The organism is Helicobacter sp. T3_23-1056 (genome assembly GCF_053654535.1).
Genome location: NZ_JBSIUU010000005.1, coordinates 90514 through 105386 on the forward strand (window position 1 = coordinate 90514; position 14873 = coordinate 105386).

Genomic DNA, 14873 nt, shown 5'->3' on the forward strand with positions numbered 1-14873 from the left:
TACAAACAACACATCGTTTAACAAAAAAAAAAAAAACGCGTTATAATTGCCCGTTTTGTCGCACCTAATCAACGCGCAAAAACTACCAAAACCAAAAACTTGCCAAAATCTAACGAAAAAAGGACACATAATGAAACTCTTTGTTTCTTTCATCGCACTCACACTAGGTGCAAGCCTAGCCTTAGCCGAGCCGACAAATTCAAGCGACTCACAAAAACAAAACCAAGAGCTTGAAAAAGAATTAGAGATTTTGCGACTGCAAAAAGAAATAGAATCTCTAAAAAATGCCAACACTACGCAATACGCACATAATCCATCTAAAAAAGAGCAAAAAGCACAAAAACAAGCAGATAGATACGCCAAAAGACAAGCAAGACAAGAAGCAAAGAAAACCCGCCGAAATCTCTCAAAAAACAACTTTTTCTTAGGACTTGAAATAGGCGGATTTGAAGCCCAAGAGAGGTCAAATATAGCCACCACCAACAACAAAACAACCGCAGGCGGGCTTGATTATGGGCTTATGCTAGGTGGTAGCCATTTTTTTAGCAAATATGTAGGCTTAAGATATTATGGCGACATAAATTTTTCACTCAATAAATTTGCGCCCAATACAAACCAAACAATATGGGTTAGACACGGCACGGGACTTGATTTGCTAGTAAATTTTGTCGCTACTGAAAAAAACGCTAAATCCTATCGCTTTGGTGCATTTGCTGGGCTATATGCAGGTCTTTTAAATCTCTCTGCCACGACAAATAAAGATTTTGGGTTTGGCAATGTAAATCTAGCCGCAAATGCGGGCTTGCGAATAGATATAGGAAGGTTTGGGCTAGAGTTTGCCTCGCAAATCCCATTTATCAAATCCACGCATTCTGCTATTTCGTTTGATGATTTTATAAATATTGATGCACAACATCAAAGCGCAAATATCAAATCAAACTCCACAAGAGCGCAAAATTTTAACGCAAGGCTAATTATTCGATTTTAGCCCCTCCAAATCGCATAAATAATATAACTAGATTTTACAAAATCTAGTTATATGTCCCCCCTCCAAGCACCAAACTACATTTTACTTTTGCAAATAAATGCGTTGCGCAATGCGTGGTATAATTTGCCGATTTAAAAGCAAAATAAAAACCACACAAAATCCATATAAAACCCGCCACACCGACAAAAACACAAAGGACACCAAATGCCAAAATCTATCAAAGCAAACACAAAATCCACAAAACCAAAATCTAACAATACCAAATCTAGCACAGCCAAATCTAGCACGCAAGTAAAATCTAGCAAAATACAAAACACGCAAAGACGCTATGGCGAGAGAGAAATCCAAAACTTTGATGCGCAAAAAGATTTAGAGCTATGGAAAAACACCGCACCAAATGACTACATAATCAAAATCACATTACCAGAATTTACCTGCCTTTGCCCGCGCAGTGGCTACCCTGATTTTGCTACGATTTACCTAGAATATATCCCTGATAGATGGCTTGTCGAGCTAAAAGCAATCAAACTCTACATAAATTCCTTTATGTCGCGCCACATAAGCCACGAAGCAAGCATAAACGAAATCTACTCCACGCTAAAATCAAAACTAAAACCAAAATGGATAAAACTAATAGCCGAGTTTAACCCACGCGGGAATGTGCATACCACCATTGAATTGCGAAGCGATTTGGTCGTGCCTAAACATAATAAAAAATCATAAAATCTATTGGATTTGCTATGAAAATGCGCAAGATTTTAGGCTTGTTTTTGAAGCCTTTGTCTAAGATTTTGCGCAAGATTTTGGGTTTTTGGTTTTTGTTTTGCGTGATTTTTGGGAATGTAAGTTTTGGGGTTGATTACACGGATTATTCACTGCCTAGCACAATCACGCTACGCACTAACGAGCAAAGACAAGACGCTACAATATCCGTCAAAGGCAACGGCGAAGCATACTCTTTTAGCGCAAATACCGTGCAAATCATAGGCGCAAGTGGCGCGACTTACGAATTAAAAGCCGACAATAGCGTTACGACATTTTATTTGCGTGGCGGATTTACGCTTAACAATCAAGCAAGATTCGCGCTCACAGGCTATCACACACTTGCTTTTGAAAGCGGTGGCATAAGCGTGGGCGCAAATTCGCAATTATCATACATATCAAGCACACAAAATATAAGCGCAGGCGGCACAGAATACGGCGGAAATCCAAAGGTTAGATTTGGTAGAGGCACAAGCCTTTCACTAGGCACAAATGCAAGTGCAACATTTTCGGATACGAGTATTTTTATCCACGATGGAGGCGTGAATCTTTCGCAAGGTGCGAATCTAAAAATCGAAGCGACAAAATCCATAAGATTCCAAGAGAGTCTCGCTAACAACGGCGGGACAATCACGCTCACAGGTAACACTTACAATATCGGAGGTAAGCGTGGAAATATCCCAAATGATAGGACAACAATCGCAAATTTTCAAAGCACTAACGGCACAATTATAGTGAATGGAAATTTTTACAACGGCGGACAAGCGGACAATGCCGTAGATATTACGGGCAATGCTGGTGGATTCAATGCTTTTGACCCCGCATTTGGCGGTGGTGGGAATCTAAATATTTATGGTGGCAGTATGACAATCAATGGCAGTTTGATTTCCACAAAAGGCGGTGATGGCGTTTGGGGTGGCGATATAATCAATCCGCAAAATTCAAGCATAGGAATCTACGGCGGGACGCTTAGCACCACAGGTGGTGTGCAAAATCTTGTCGGTAGCACTATCACCATCGGCGCAGATAGTGGTGGCAAACTAGGGCAAATCATAGGCAATGTAAGCAATAATGGCACATTTATCATCGATGCTAGCGGGGCAAGCGATGGAAATCATACCTTTATCACAGGCACTCTCACAGGACAAGCCATTTTGCGCAATGGCAATACAGAATTTGCCACTTCAAATTTGAGCGCGGATAAAAAATCACTGCAAGTTACCCTAGACACCAAAAAAATCGCTAGCTTTACTCACACACTAAACCCAAACCAATCCGCCACGCTAAACGCGCTAGGAAGCAGAATCTACACCACAAATGGCGCAAGTAGCACTAGCCTAACCCAACTAGCCCAAAATCTAAACTACGGAGTTTTTAGCGCGTTTGTATCTAGCCCATTTGCTTTTATCTCTTACCTAAAATCTAGCCTAGATTCTACCTCGCAAACCATCACAAATAACCCAAAATCTACCAATAAATCAAACGCATTATCCATAAATCTCATAGGTAGCGGGCTTTCACTTGGCACTAGCACAGATGGGGTAAAATCTGCTTTTGGTGGCAGTGGCGGGGTAAAAATCAGCTTTGCAAAAGATTTGATTTTGGCTAGCCTATCTCGCACGCGCACTTTGCCCGCCACACTCGCGCTAAATGCGGGCTATACCTACACCACGCTAAAAACTTCTAGCCAAAGCAGTATGCTAAACCAAGATATTTCTTTGAATGCGCAAACAGCGGGGATAGAAGCGATATTGTTGCTAGGATTTGCAGACAAACGATTTGGATTTAGCACCAATTTGGGTGGATTTATGTCATTTTTGGAGGCACATCGCACGCTAGATTCTAGCCTAATCTCCGCAAAATCCCCGCTAAAATCTAGCTTTGCGCTATATCAAGTCGCGCTAGATTCTATTTTTAGCTATGATTTTGCCTCTTTTGTGAGCGCAAATAGCGGACTAAATGTGCTTGCTCCATATATCGGGCTTCATCAAAGCATAAATATTTTGCCTAGTTTTGCAGAATCTAGCGATGAAGTCGCACCTAGCCAAATGAAACTAAAATCTAATGACTACACCGCTTATCATTTAGGGCTTATCGCGGGGGTAAAATATAGCTTTTTGTTTAGCAGATTTGCTAGTAGCCAAAGCCTAAGACTAAATGCAAAAATGCAGTATGAATATGTGGCGTATCATTCTCAAAAATCGCTAGATTTTGCCTATATCGCTAGCCAAAGCACGCAAAATAATCAAAGCACGCAAATCCCACAAAGCGCGCAAAATCTATCATTTGGAATGCCACTTGCGCATAAGCTAAATGCAAATCTAGGGGTAGAAAAAGATTTTGCAAATGGGCTAAATTTGGGGCTTAACATTACATTTGACACTTTGTTTGCTAGCCAATACACAAACTCTAGCCCTGAAACCTTGAATCAACAATATTATTTCTACGGGGCAAATGCCACGCTTGGATATAGATTTTAGATTTTGCAAATGTAAAAAATCGCAATGACAATAAATGATAAATTTTGTTATAATCAAAAAATCTAACAAATCCAAAATCATAAAATCCAAAAATCACATAAAAAATCAAAAAAATCTACACAAAAAAAGGAAAACAAAATGAGCCAAAATCCAAAAAAACCCACGCTAGCGATAAGCGTAGGCGATATAAATGGCGTGGGAGCAGAGATTATCCTAAAGTCCCACAAAGCGATTTCTAGCGTTTGTGAGCCGATATATTGCGCTCACAAAGCATTATTTTTGAAAGCATTAAAATACCTAAAAAACACGCAAGATTTTGAAACGCTAATATCCAAAAATATGCGCTTCTCCCACCCTCACAACGCTAGAATCCCTCAAATCTCCCCCTCCACCCTCCAAAAAGCAAGCGGAAAATACAGCTTTGCTAGCTTTATGCACGGACTAGATTTAGTCGATACCTCCAAAGCAGACGCCATCGTAACGCTCCCTATCCAAAAAGCCGCGTGGAAAAAAGCGGGCTTGCACTACGCTGGGCATACGCAAGTGTTGCGAAATCGCTACAAAAAAGACGCCATAATGATGTTAGGCTGTGAGGAAATGCTAGTGGCGTTATTTACCGAGCATATCCCGCTAAAAAGCGTAAGTTCGGCGATTAGCATCGATAAATATGTAAGTTTTTTAATCGCTTTGTATCGCAGTTTCAACTTTGAAGAAGCCCTTGTGCTTGGGTTTAACCCACATTGTGGCGATAGCGGGGCAATCGGTGGCAAGGAAGACAAAAAAATCCAATCCGCTATCAAAAAAGCAAATAAATTTTTTAAAAAAGAGATTTTCTATGGCATCGTCCCACCAGATAGCGCATTTACACCCGCAAATCGCGCTAGATTTTCGCTATTTATCGCCCCATACCACGATATAGGGCTAGCCACGCTAAAGGCATTGTATTTTGAAAAAAGCATAAATGTGAGCCTAAATCTGCCCATTATCCGCACTTCCGTAGATCACGGCGTAGCTTATGACATCGCTTACAAAGGCGTAGCAAGCACACAAAGCTATCAAAACGCCGTGGCATTTGCCATAAAAATGATAAATGAAAAACAGCATATCAAAGACAAAATCTCAAAAGTAAGCCTAAGGACGCAAATACCAAATAATGCTTAATATCATACGCCAAATCTCGCTTCAAATCACACTTAGGGGCGGGGCTTTGCATTGTTGTGATTTTTGTGTTTTTTGTGCTTGTTTGGTTTTTGAGACTTTTATGTTTGTTTGTTTTTACGCCTTACGCTTTTGCGTTTTTTATTTTTTTTTGTTTTATTTTTTGTTTTTGCGTGATTTTGTTTTGTTGTCTTGCCTAAGAAATCTTTGTGCAGCATTGCATAAAATCTAAAAATCCCACGCAAGAAAAATAAAATTATTTACAATGGATTGTTACGGATTTTGCAACTTTTGACAAAATCTAATCAATGGATTAGCACACAAAAACTATCCAAACACGATTTTTTTACTAACGCTATTTTGCTTACTAACACTATTTTTTGCTCACAATTACGACTTTGTATTTTTATTGCCACAATTTTGCAACTTTTGACAAAGTCGTAAAATCTAGCAAAGACAAAAGAAACCCACCTCCATCCAACGGGTTGCTAGGCGTTAGCCCAAGCAAAACCCCCTCCGTGCTAAGGTAGGGTTTAAAAGGCGTTGCCACTCTTGCAAGGGAGGGGATTTTTAATCCCCCAAGCAAATCGTCATTGCGAGCGGATTTGAAAAAATCCGCGTGGCAATTTATTTTACTTAGTTTTTACAAAAAGTGTTTTTTGGCATTTTGTAGCGATAGATTGCCACGCAAGTCTTACAACTTGCTCGCAATGACGATTTTACCCACCCCCTAGCCCCCTCCGCAAGGGAGGGGAACAACAATGGAAAAATAGAAAAAAAAATCTACCTCGTGCTAAGGGAATAGGAAATAAAAAAAGATAACGCAACAAGAGAGGGAGGATACAATATAAAACTCACAGCTTCTAGCAATAACACAAATCCACAAAATACATAAAAACTAGCCCAAATAGATTCTATCCGCACGGATTTTGTCCAAACAGATTCTATAAACTCCATAGCAGATTTTGCCAAAACAGATTCTATAAACGCCACAGCGGATTTTACGCAAACAGATTTAGACAAAAGCACAACAGATTTTGCAAAAATCACGGCAAAATCTACGCAAATGAATTGCCTTCAAGTAGATTTCACAAAACACAGCTGCATTAGCACAAGGTTTGATTAAGCCTTAGTTTTATTCATTAGAAATTAAAATCTATAAGCATAGCTAAAAGTCAAGCCCAAAAAAGACGGATTTGCATCTAATATCGTTTGGGGGGTTTGATATAAATTATATCTATTGTTTCTGGCATTAGTGTTATTAGCAGTTTTATTAGCTTTAAAATTTAACCAAAACAAATGACTTGTATAATACCAATGAAAACCTAGTCGAAGCATTGTCAAATATGCTATTGTGTTATGCTCTATTACAGCACTATTGCTAGTCGGTAAAGTTTGCTCTAAATCGCCACCATTTAACTTGCCCAAAAAACTTACTGCCCCTATGCCAAGTCCAAAATCCATACCCCAAGCAAATTTTTCTTTTGACTTACCAAAATTTAATAAATACGCCATTTCTAGCCCATATTGCACACTATGCAAATCAGCACTAGAGGCGTATCTATCATACAATATTTGATAGTCATAGCTATATCCTAAATTTGCCCTTATTTCTAAACCGTGCCGATGAGTAAAAAAATGTTGATAACCAAAAATTGCATTAAATGGAAAAGTCCGATTTTTATCACCAAAAAAAGATAGAGAATTTACCCCCACTTCAATTCCCACAAAACAACCTGTGAAAGTTTGTTTGCCACCGCAGAATTTTTTAGGGTTTTTTGAGTTTGTATTTATGGGTGAATCACTAGAGAAGTTGGAGTTAAATTGATAAGTGTATTGCGGATTTTGGGATACATCATCGCTAAATTCTTTAGAATCTAGATGTTGATTTATTGCCCCCCCCCATCAATATTTGTGTTATTCTGGGCGTTTGCTATGTTTGCAAATCCGCAAACTAACGCTAGTATGCTTAGGATTTTAAATCGTGCTTGTGTAGCTTTTTGCATTTTGACACTCCATTAAAGATAAAAAATCACATTATATTTTTGCTAAGTTAATGTAAGTTATTTTTGGTAAAAACTAACATTATAAAAAAATCATTAAGCAATAATCCGCTTAAATTTGATTTAGACATAGATTTTAGGCAAAATCATTTTGGCTTAAAAATACTTGCTTTAAACTTGCTTATCAAAAAATTTGCTTGCCTAAAATGCTACTAAACCTACTTCAAAAGTCCCTAAAAGTAGCTAAAAGTAGCTAAAAAAATCATCGCGCTTTGTTCTTGCTTGTTTTTATTTTTGCTTGCTTTATTCTTGCTTATCTTGGAGCTTTTCTAGCAGGTTTGAAATCCCCCCGATTCTATCGATTAGTAGCGTGTAGTTATCTTTTGCGTTGTTTTCTTCGCCTGCATATAGGCTAGTGATTACGACTCCTCCTAGCAGGCTTTTTGTAAAGACACGCTTTTTCTTTGTGCGCACACTCCACGAGCTGTGAGCCACCATAGCTTTGCCTTTATACTCGCCGATATATAGCATTATATGCCCTTTTAGCCACAATATACTTGCAAATGGCACGCCATTTTCTAAGATATATTTTTCTTTTTGCGTCCTATCTAGTTTGTCTAGCTCTACCATATTTCTTGCCCATCTACCTTGTGAATACGAGTTTCTAGGCATATATAGCCCAAAATTTGCAAACACATCACGGATAAACGCCGAACAATCCCTATTGCTTAGATACCCGCCCCAGCCGTATTTATGCCCCATCATTGTGTTTATGATTTGGGCACTTAGCATAGGGGAAAAGCTCTGTGGAAATTTCATAAAATCTTTTTGCTTTACGCGAGCTTCTATAAGTGTGGCTTTGCCTAAAATCTCTCTTTTTGCTATGTAGATTACATAATCGCTTCGCACCTCTTTTGCCACGCCCAAAATCTGCCCGATTCGCGCATAAGTCAAAAAATCACCCTTTCTGTCATAGATAGGGATTTTATCTCTCACAGGCAAGATATAAGTAGAGATTTTGCTTAAAATCTCGCGTTCATTTGCATTGATGATAGCCAAATCGCGCACTTTTACCCACCCATATACAAAGCCACTTTGGATATGCGCCCACTCTTTTGAAGTGTCATAATGCGTAATCATCACAGGCGTATTTGCAAAAATCAGTGAGTTTTGCCACTGGTCAAATGGATAATCATCAGCCCTTTTAAATCGTGGCTTATCGCTTGGCACAGCACGCACATCAGTGGTTTCTGTGATGATAGCTTTTGTAAGCGTGCTAGGGTAGGCTTTGATATTCATTCGCTCATAGATTTCTTTTGTCATTTCTAGGGAGTTTGGAAATAGATTTTCCCCAAATCCTGTGTTTTTTAGCAACGAATCCTGCGCCCAAAATACCGCTTTTTTATCAGGGTTTGCCTTTGTGAGTTCCCACGCCGAAAAATGCTCTTTTATGTAGTTTTTTGCTAGGGATTCTAGTTTTTGTTTGGTTTGTTTATCAGGCGTTTTGTTAGCGTATTTATCAGCTTTGCTAAGGTAGGTTAGCGCATCTTGGGAGTAGATACTTGGGTCTTTTGCAGGTAAGTTTATCTCTTTTATACTACAACCTATCAAAGCAAGACAACAAGCGAGTAAAAAACCATTAGCAATAATATTTTTTATAAAATTTTTAAATGCGTATTTGCATAGTGCGTATTTAGCACTATTTTTCGCATTTTTATAATCGCTAACATTACTCATAAATCAGCCAAAAAAATCTGCGTATTTTGCTTCATCAAAGCCGATGATACAAGAATCTATTTGTAGATTTTGCCCTTTGTCTTGCGTGGCTTTATAGACTTCGATTATGGGGCGTTTGATAAGCGTTGGGTGCTGGCACATAAGGTTGATTTTGGCATTTGTATCTAGGGTCTGCGTGGATAATCCTAGTTTTTTGTAAGTCATTCCTTTGGTATTGATAGTAGCCTCTCCAAATGCGTTAAGCCAACGCGTAATATCCTCTTTGCTAGGTGGATTTATCTTAAAATCAACAAATTCAAAATCTAAACCCCTAGATTCTAAAAATCTAATCCCTTTTTGCACGCTTCCGCAGTTTTTTATCCCATAGATTTTGATTTTTTGCTTCATCATTTTTCTAGTTCCTTTAGCATATTTGTGATTCCCACTTCTAGCATTTCATACACCTTGATAAACCCCTCACTCCCACCATAATATGGGTCAGGCACTTCCTCCCCGTTTAATCCAAAATCCCCCAAAAGAGCGACTTTCCCCCTATCAAACCCAAACTGCAACAAAGAAGCATAATTTTGCCTATCCATCGCCACAAACAAATCTATATCGCTATGGCTATATGGGCTTACTTGCTTGCTTTTGTAGTGGGAAATATCTATGCCGTGCTGTTTAGCGATGTCAATCGAGCGAGAATCTATGCTATCGCCATTATGAAAGCCAGAAGTCCCAGCCGAGCTAAATTCTAGCGTGGGGGTTTGGGGAGAATCTGTGTTTGATTTTGTGCTAGATTTTGGGTTAGATTTTATTTGCTTGGCATACAAATGTCTTGCTATGCCCTCTGCGAGAGGCGAGCGACAGATATTGCCCATACATATAAAGCAGATTTTTTTTGCAGATTTTTTTTGCGCAGATGGATTTTGCAAAGTGGATTTTGTTTGTGTTTTTATAGGATTTTGCATAATAAATTTTCTCTTATGGTTTGGATTTTGTCGCAAGTGATTTTGGCAATAGCTCTTTTAAATTGCTTGGAGCAAATTTGCCATTGATAATCCCGCTCATAAAATCCCCGCACCACGCCATTAGCGCGATGATAAGAAACAAAATCCTAGCACTGCTATAATCCGCTTGTGCAATGATTTTGGAGCTAGCACTAAAAAAGATTATCCCCACTACAAGCCATAAAATATTTGCGTATTCATAAAAAGAAAACAGCTCTTTATTGCGCCAAAGCGATATGATAAGCAGTAATAACGCCACATAAAACAACGCTATATCAAAATAAAAAAAGATATTTTTTTTGGCATAGTAGGGCTGCAAAGCAAGCGCAAATAGCACAAAAAGCGTAGCACAAATGGAGGGCTTATATTTTTCAAGCATTTTTCCCCACTTGCTAAAAGGATTTAGACGCAGTTTAAAAGCAAGCAATAATAATGGCAAAAATATCAAAAATCCATAGCTAAGACAATATAGCCCAATATCAAAAATCTGCCACAATATTAGCCCGCTTATGGTGTCATTTACCGCGTAGTTTATGCCATAGGCTTGATTTTCAAGCTGTCCTTTTAAGATACGCAAAACTAACACGATGCTTACAAAAATCGCTAGCACAATGCTAAGCAAAGATTCTATGGATTTGTGTTGCTTTTTTTTGCGCATATATAGGCAAAATCCAGCACACATAGCCACCCACAAAAAAAGCAAAATATTGCTGATAAAATCAAACGCACGATGAGGCGAAGAAAAAATCAAAAAAAGTTGGTTGAAATTTTGGGAGATTTGAGAAACAAGTAGTGATAAAAACACAAACACTGCAAAGAAAAAGAAAAGTGAGGAAAAAATACGCACACTAGAAAAGCTCATCACTACTCCTTAAAAAATTTATCCAAATGTGATTTAAAATGTTATTTGAAATTTTTTGCCACAAAGCTATCTACGCCATCAGCAATGCCGATAGATAGCACCCTTTGGTAAGAATCATCATTAAGCCTTTGGGATTCTAGGGGGTGAGAATTATACCCTATTTCTACCAACACAGAGGGCATTAACGCGCCCACTAGCACCCAAAAAGGACCCTCCCTCACGCCATTATCTATAATCGTGCTTGGCGGATAGTTTGCTTGTAGATTTTGCTTGATACCTGCTTGTATGTCGATAGCTAGGCGATTTGAAGCGATGATACGATGAGTTTCTAGCGTGTTTAGAAATTGCAATTTTTGATATTTTGCCATCGTCTCTGTATCGGCTTTGTTTTCTTGGTCTGCGACATTTCTAGCATCTTCACTTCTAGCAGCGGACAAAAAATAAGTCTCTATGCCACGCGGCGAGGTTTTGCCTTTGGGGACAGAATTTGCGTGGATAGAGATAAATAAATCCGCTTTTTTGTCATTGGCAAATTTGGTGCGTTCAGGCAATTTGATAAAAATATCCCTATCGCGCGTAAGGTAGCTTTCATATCCGCGCTTTTTTAGCTCATTATGCACTTTTAGGGCGACTTTTAAAACGATATGTTTTTCACATACTTTTGTAACGCCCAATGTCCCACAATCCACGCCTCCGTGCCCTGGGTCGATTACGACTTTTATCCCCTGTCTAGAGCTAGGCGTAGCAAGCATAGTAGATACAATCGTGCGCGGTGTAGGTGGCGCACTTTTGGTGGATTTTGCATTTTTGGCAGGGGGTTTATTTTTGGTAGAATCTTTTTTTAACTTCGTAGAATCTTTTTTTTGGGTTTCTTGTTTTTTGGATTCCTTTTTGGGAGTTTCTTTTTTTGGTGGTTTTTGAGTTTTTTTTGATTCTTGTTTGGTGGATTCTTTTTTTTGATTTTGGGTAGATTTTGCGTCTTTGTCCGCAGCGGCGTTTGGTTTTGTTTGCGCATCTTGGGTAGGTTTTTGCTGTGTGGGTTGGGTTTGTGTGGTTTGATTGGCTGGGGGTTTATTTTGCGTAGATTGCGTGGCTTGCGCGTTTTGTGTGCTTTGCGTAGAATCTACAAATGACAAATACAGATTTTTTTGCATTTGTTTTAACTGATAGCTTGCATTATTGCCATTTGTTATGACTATGCGGACGATTTCTGGGGTGTTTTGAGCGATTGTTACTTGGGCATTGCGCGGGAAAAAATACACTTTTCTGCCAATATCAAGCACGGCTTTTATATCCACATAATATGAGTTTTGATTTAGCTTTATAGGTGTGAGGGTTAGAGAATCTATGTCGCTAGAAAAGACGATTTTTAGGCTACTTGCGCCAAATGGAATCGCATTTATAATGCGTGGATTTTGCGCCACCAAAGTAACCGTGCAAGCAAATAATGCAGCTAGGGCTAGCAAAATCTGCCTCATAGCCTAGCCTTTTGTGAGTTCTTCTATTAGTTCTTTGACTGAGATGATTTTGTCGATTTTGTAGCCATTTGCACCTGTGAAATACAATCCCTCATCAATATCCCCCAAATGCGCCTTGCCAAGAGAATCCGCGATACAATATCCCACTTTTTTTGCCTCTGTGCCTCTTTGACAAGGGGCTACGCAGTTGCTTACGCATTTGATTTTGGGGGCATTGCCCTCTTTTAGTCGCTCTAAGACGCCGATTTTTATCGCTCTTGCAGGGTAGCCCACAGGGGATTTTACAAGCTCTATGTCATCTTTTTTTACCTTTGGCATTATGCGCTGATACGCCTTTGCATCGCATTCAAAAGTGCCTAAAAATCGTGTAGCCATTTGCACGCCACTTGCCCCAAGTGCCAAAAATTTATCAATATCGCTTCTATCCCAAATCCCACCTGCAGCAATGATAGGGATATTTCCCCATTTTTTTGCTTCCTCCACTATGGGAGGCAAAATCGCTTCAAGCTGACATTCTGGCTTAAAGCAATCTTCGTATTTAAATCCTTGATGTCCGCCACTTAGCGGTCCCTCTACGATAAAGGCATCTGGGATTTTTTTGTATCGCTCTTCCCACCTTTTGCAGATGATTTTTATTGCTTTGATGGACGACACGATAGGCACAAGCGCGACATCAGGGAAATTTTTGGTAAATTCTGGCATATTAGTAGGAAGCCCAGCCCCCGTAACGATGATATTTGCCCCCGCTTCGCACGCATCGCGCACCACCCTGCCATAGTCGTTGATTGCGTGCAATATATTTGCCCCCAAAGGCTTATCGCCACAGATTTTGCGAGCGTTTTTAAAGATTTCGTTTAAAGCGATTTTTGAGTAGAAATTTAGCGTTTCAAATGGTTTATTTAGCACAAGTTTTTCTACAAACTGCATTTTGTGATAATACCCCGTGCCAACCGCAGAAATAATCCCTAGCGCACCCTCTTTTGAGACATTTCCTGCTAGATTATCCCAGCTAATGCCAACACCCATTCCACCCTGAAATATGGGTAGTGCTATGCAGTGTTTGCCGATTTGTAATGGCTTTAGCTTGGTTTTCACTTAAATCCTTTGTTGTTTGTGGTTATTTGATGATGGCGTTTAAAAATCTGCGTTTGCCTACTTGGATAATATGAGAGCCTTTGCTTAGTTTTAGATTCTCATCGGTGATTTTTTCTTTGTTGATTTTTAATGCTCCTGCTTTTATCTCGCGTCTTGCTTGTGAGCTAGATGGGCAAAGTCCGCTTTTTGTGAGGATCTCACATATCCAAATCCCGCTTAAATCCGCATTTTCACAATCTTTTATCAAAAATGTGGATTTTGCAATATCGTGCGGAATCTCTTTATTTGCAAAGACTAAATCAAACTCTTCTTTTGCCCTTTTTGCTAGCTCTAGGCTATGAAACCTTGTCGTAATCTCTAATGCTAGCATTTCTTTTGCTACTTTTGGGTGGAGTTTGCCATTTTCTACGCTATGCCTTATGTCCTCTATTTCGCGGATATGCTTTGCGCTAAGTAGCTCATAATACCTCCAAGATAGTTCATCAGAAATGCTCATAATTTTAGCATACATTGTGTTAGGATTTTGCGTAACTCCAATATAATTCCCTAGAGATTTACTCATTTTTTGCACACCATCTAGCCCTTCAAGCAGTGGCATTGTTAAAATGGATTGTTCTTTTGGCAGTCCATAAGCCCTCTGCAAAGCCCGCCCCACAAGCAAATTAAACTTCTGGTCATTCCCCCCTAGCTCAATATCTGCTTTCAGTGCCACAGAATCATACCCTTGAAGCAATGGATAAATAAACTCAATAATGCTAATGGGTAGATTATTTTGGTATCGTTTGGTGAAATCATCGCGCTCTAGCATTCTAGCGACTGAAAAATTTGCCGTAAGATTGACTAGCCCGCCTATGCCAAGCTCATTTATCCATTTAGAATTAAAACAAACCTCCGTGTATTTTGGGTCTAAAATCTTAAATACTTGATTTTCATAAGTCTTAGCATTTTGCAAAACTTCCTCTTTGGTAAGCTGTTTTCGTGTCTGCGTCTTGCCACTTGGGTCGCCGATAGTCGCGGTAAAATCCCCGATTAAAAACTTCACGCTTCCGCCGTATTTTTGAAAAGTAGCAAGTTTATTTAAAAGCACCGTGTGCCCCAAATGCAAATCTGGCGCGGTAGGGTCAAACCCTGCTTTTACGATAAACCTCTCTTCCTTAGAATCTTTAGAATCAGAATCTCTAGAATCTCTGCATTTTGCTTTTTTGCTTTGGAAATATTTTTCTACAAGAGAGGCGATATATTCCTCCCCGATAAACTCGCTAACCCCGCGCTTTATATCCTCCATAGCCTCTAAAGTCTCTTTAGATAATGACGCAGATAT

At 39.3% G+C, this 14873-nt stretch carries 15 protein-coding genes; 5 read left to right on the forward strand and 10 right to left on the reverse strand.

Annotated features, from left to right (window positions below; all coding sequences use genetic code 11):
- The first annotated feature begins 130 nt into the window (after window positions 1–130).
- The 5 genes from ACWIUO_RS03875 to pdxA all read left to right on the forward strand — a co-directional run bounded on the left by ACWIUO_RS03875 (window position 131) and on the right by pdxA (window position 5391).
- Window positions 131–988 (forward strand): outer membrane beta-barrel protein, encoded by an 858-nt coding sequence (locus ACWIUO_RS03875; RefSeq protein WP_454176607.1) that lies wholly within the window; start codon window positions 131–133, stop codon window positions 986–988.
- A gap of 109 nt (window positions 989–1097) precedes the next feature.
- Complete coding sequence (locus ACWIUO_RS03880) at window positions 1098–1283, forward strand: hypothetical protein (protein WP_454176608.1); 186 nt, start codon at window positions 1098–1100, stop codon at window positions 1281–1283.
- 11 nt (window positions 1284–1294) lie between these two features.
- Window positions 1295–1711, forward strand: a complete 417-nt coding sequence (gene queF, locus ACWIUO_RS03885; protein ID WP_454176656.1) for a preQ(1) synthase — start codon at window positions 1295–1297, stop codon at window positions 1709–1711.
- A 17-nt stretch (window positions 1712–1728) separates the two neighbouring features.
- Window positions 1729–4230: a hypothetical protein gene (locus ACWIUO_RS03890; protein WP_454176609.1), complete on the forward strand. Its 2502-nt coding sequence runs from the start codon at window positions 1729–1731 to the stop codon at window positions 4228–4230.
- A 138-nt stretch (window positions 4231–4368) separates the two neighbouring features.
- A complete protein-coding gene (pdxA, locus tag ACWIUO_RS03895) occupies window positions 4369–5391 on the forward strand; it encodes a 4-hydroxythreonine-4-phosphate dehydrogenase (protein ID WP_454176610.1) in 1023 nt (340 codons plus the stop codon).
- A 403-nt stretch (window positions 5392–5794) separates the two neighbouring features.
- Here the strand turns inward: pdxA and ACWIUO_RS03900 are convergent, their stop codons facing one another.
- The 10 genes from ACWIUO_RS03900 to tyrS all read right to left on the reverse strand — a co-directional run bounded on the left by ACWIUO_RS03900 (window position 5795) and on the right by tyrS (window position 14837).
- Window positions 5795–5974 carry a hypothetical protein gene (locus ACWIUO_RS03900; protein ID WP_454176611.1) on the reverse strand — a complete coding sequence of 60 codons (180 nt, stop codon included), beginning with the start codon at window positions 5972–5974 and terminating at the stop codon, window positions 5795–5797.
- Window positions 5975–6171: 197 nt separating this feature from the next.
- Window positions 6172–6417, reverse strand: a complete 246-nt coding sequence (locus ACWIUO_RS03905) for a hypothetical protein (protein WP_454176612.1) — start codon at window positions 6415–6417, stop codon at window positions 6172–6174.
- A 120-nt stretch (window positions 6418–6537) separates the two neighbouring features.
- Window positions 6538–7116 (reverse strand): outer membrane beta-barrel protein, encoded by a 579-nt coding sequence (locus ACWIUO_RS03910; RefSeq protein WP_454176613.1) that lies wholly within the window; start codon window positions 7114–7116, stop codon window positions 6538–6540.
- Window positions 7117–7694: 578 nt separating this feature from the next.
- Complete coding sequence (locus tag ACWIUO_RS03915) at window positions 7695–9128, reverse strand: SH3 domain-containing protein (protein ID WP_454176614.1); 1434 nt, start codon at window positions 9126–9128, stop codon at window positions 7695–7697.
- Between the two features lie 3 nt (window positions 9129–9131).
- The gene (locus ACWIUO_RS03920) at window positions 9132–9518 is read right to left on the reverse strand and encodes an arsenate reductase family protein (RefSeq protein WP_454176615.1); all 387 of its coding nucleotides are present in this window, start codon (window positions 9516–9518) and stop codon (window positions 9132–9134) included.
- On the reverse strand, window positions 9515–10078 hold the full coding sequence (locus ACWIUO_RS03925; RefSeq protein WP_454176616.1) for a low molecular weight protein-tyrosine-phosphatase: 564 nt from the start codon (window positions 10076–10078) through the stop codon (window positions 9515–9517). Before ACWIUO_RS03925 ends, ACWIUO_RS03920 begins: the two co-directional genes overlap by 4 nt.
- A 13-nt stretch (window positions 10079–10091) precedes the next feature.
- Window positions 10092–10979 carry a hypothetical protein gene (locus ACWIUO_RS03930; RefSeq protein ID WP_454176617.1) on the reverse strand — a complete coding sequence of 296 codons (888 nt, stop codon included), beginning with the start codon at window positions 10977–10979 and terminating at the stop codon, window positions 10092–10094.
- Window positions 10980–11020: 41 nt separating this feature from the next.
- Window positions 11021–12457 (reverse strand): N-acetylmuramoyl-L-alanine amidase family protein, encoded by a 1437-nt coding sequence (locus ACWIUO_RS03935; protein WP_454176618.1) that lies wholly within the window; start codon window positions 12455–12457, stop codon window positions 11021–11023.
- Window positions 12458–12460: 3 nt separating this feature from the next.
- Entirely contained in the window at window positions 12461–13552 is a 1092-nt protein-coding gene (locus ACWIUO_RS03940; protein WP_454176619.1) for a nitronate monooxygenase, read from the reverse strand.
- A gap of 22 nt (window positions 13553–13574) precedes the next feature.
- Complete coding sequence (gene tyrS / locus ACWIUO_RS03945) at window positions 13575–14837, reverse strand: tyrosine--tRNA ligase (protein ID WP_454176657.1); 1263 nt, start codon at window positions 14835–14837, stop codon at window positions 13575–13577.
- Window positions 14838–14873: the final 36 nt, after the last annotated feature.

Coding starts and splice junctions, on each gene's coding strand:
- ACWIUO_RS03875 (WP_454176607.1), top strand. CDS start 131: ATGAAACTCTTTGTTTCTTTCATCGCACTCACACTAGGTGCAAGCCTA.
- ACWIUO_RS03880 (WP_454176608.1), top strand. CDS start 1,098: ATGCGTGGTATAATTTGCCGATTTAAAAGCAAAATAAAAACCACACAA.
- ACWIUO_RS03890 (WP_454176609.1), top strand. CDS start 1,729: ATGAAAATGCGCAAGATTTTAGGCTTGTTTTTGAAGCCTTTGTCTAAG.
- pdxA (WP_454176610.1), top strand. CDS start 4,369: ATGAGCCAAAATCCAAAAAAACCCACGCTAGCGATAAGCGTAGGCGAT.
- ACWIUO_RS03915 (WP_454176614.1), bottom strand. CDS start 9,128: ATGAGTAATGTTAGCGATTATAAAAATGCGAAAAATAGTGCTAAATAC.
- ACWIUO_RS03920 (WP_454176615.1), bottom strand. CDS start 9,518: ATGATGAAGCAAAAAATCAAAATCTATGGGATAAAAAACTGCGGAAGC.
- ACWIUO_RS03925 (WP_454176616.1), bottom strand. CDS start 10,078: ATGCAAAATCCTATAAAAACACAAACAAAATCCACTTTGCAAAATCCA.
- ACWIUO_RS03930 (WP_454176617.1), bottom strand. CDS start 10,979: ATGAGCTTTTCTAGTGTGCGTATTTTTTCCTCACTTTTCTTTTTCTTT.
- ACWIUO_RS03935 (WP_454176618.1), bottom strand. CDS start 12,457: ATGAGGCAGATTTTGCTAGCCCTAGCTGCATTATTTGCTTGCACGGTT.
- tyrS (WP_454176657.1), bottom strand. CDS start 14,837: ATGGAGGATATAAAGCGCGGGGTTAGCGAGTTTATCGGGGAGGAATAT.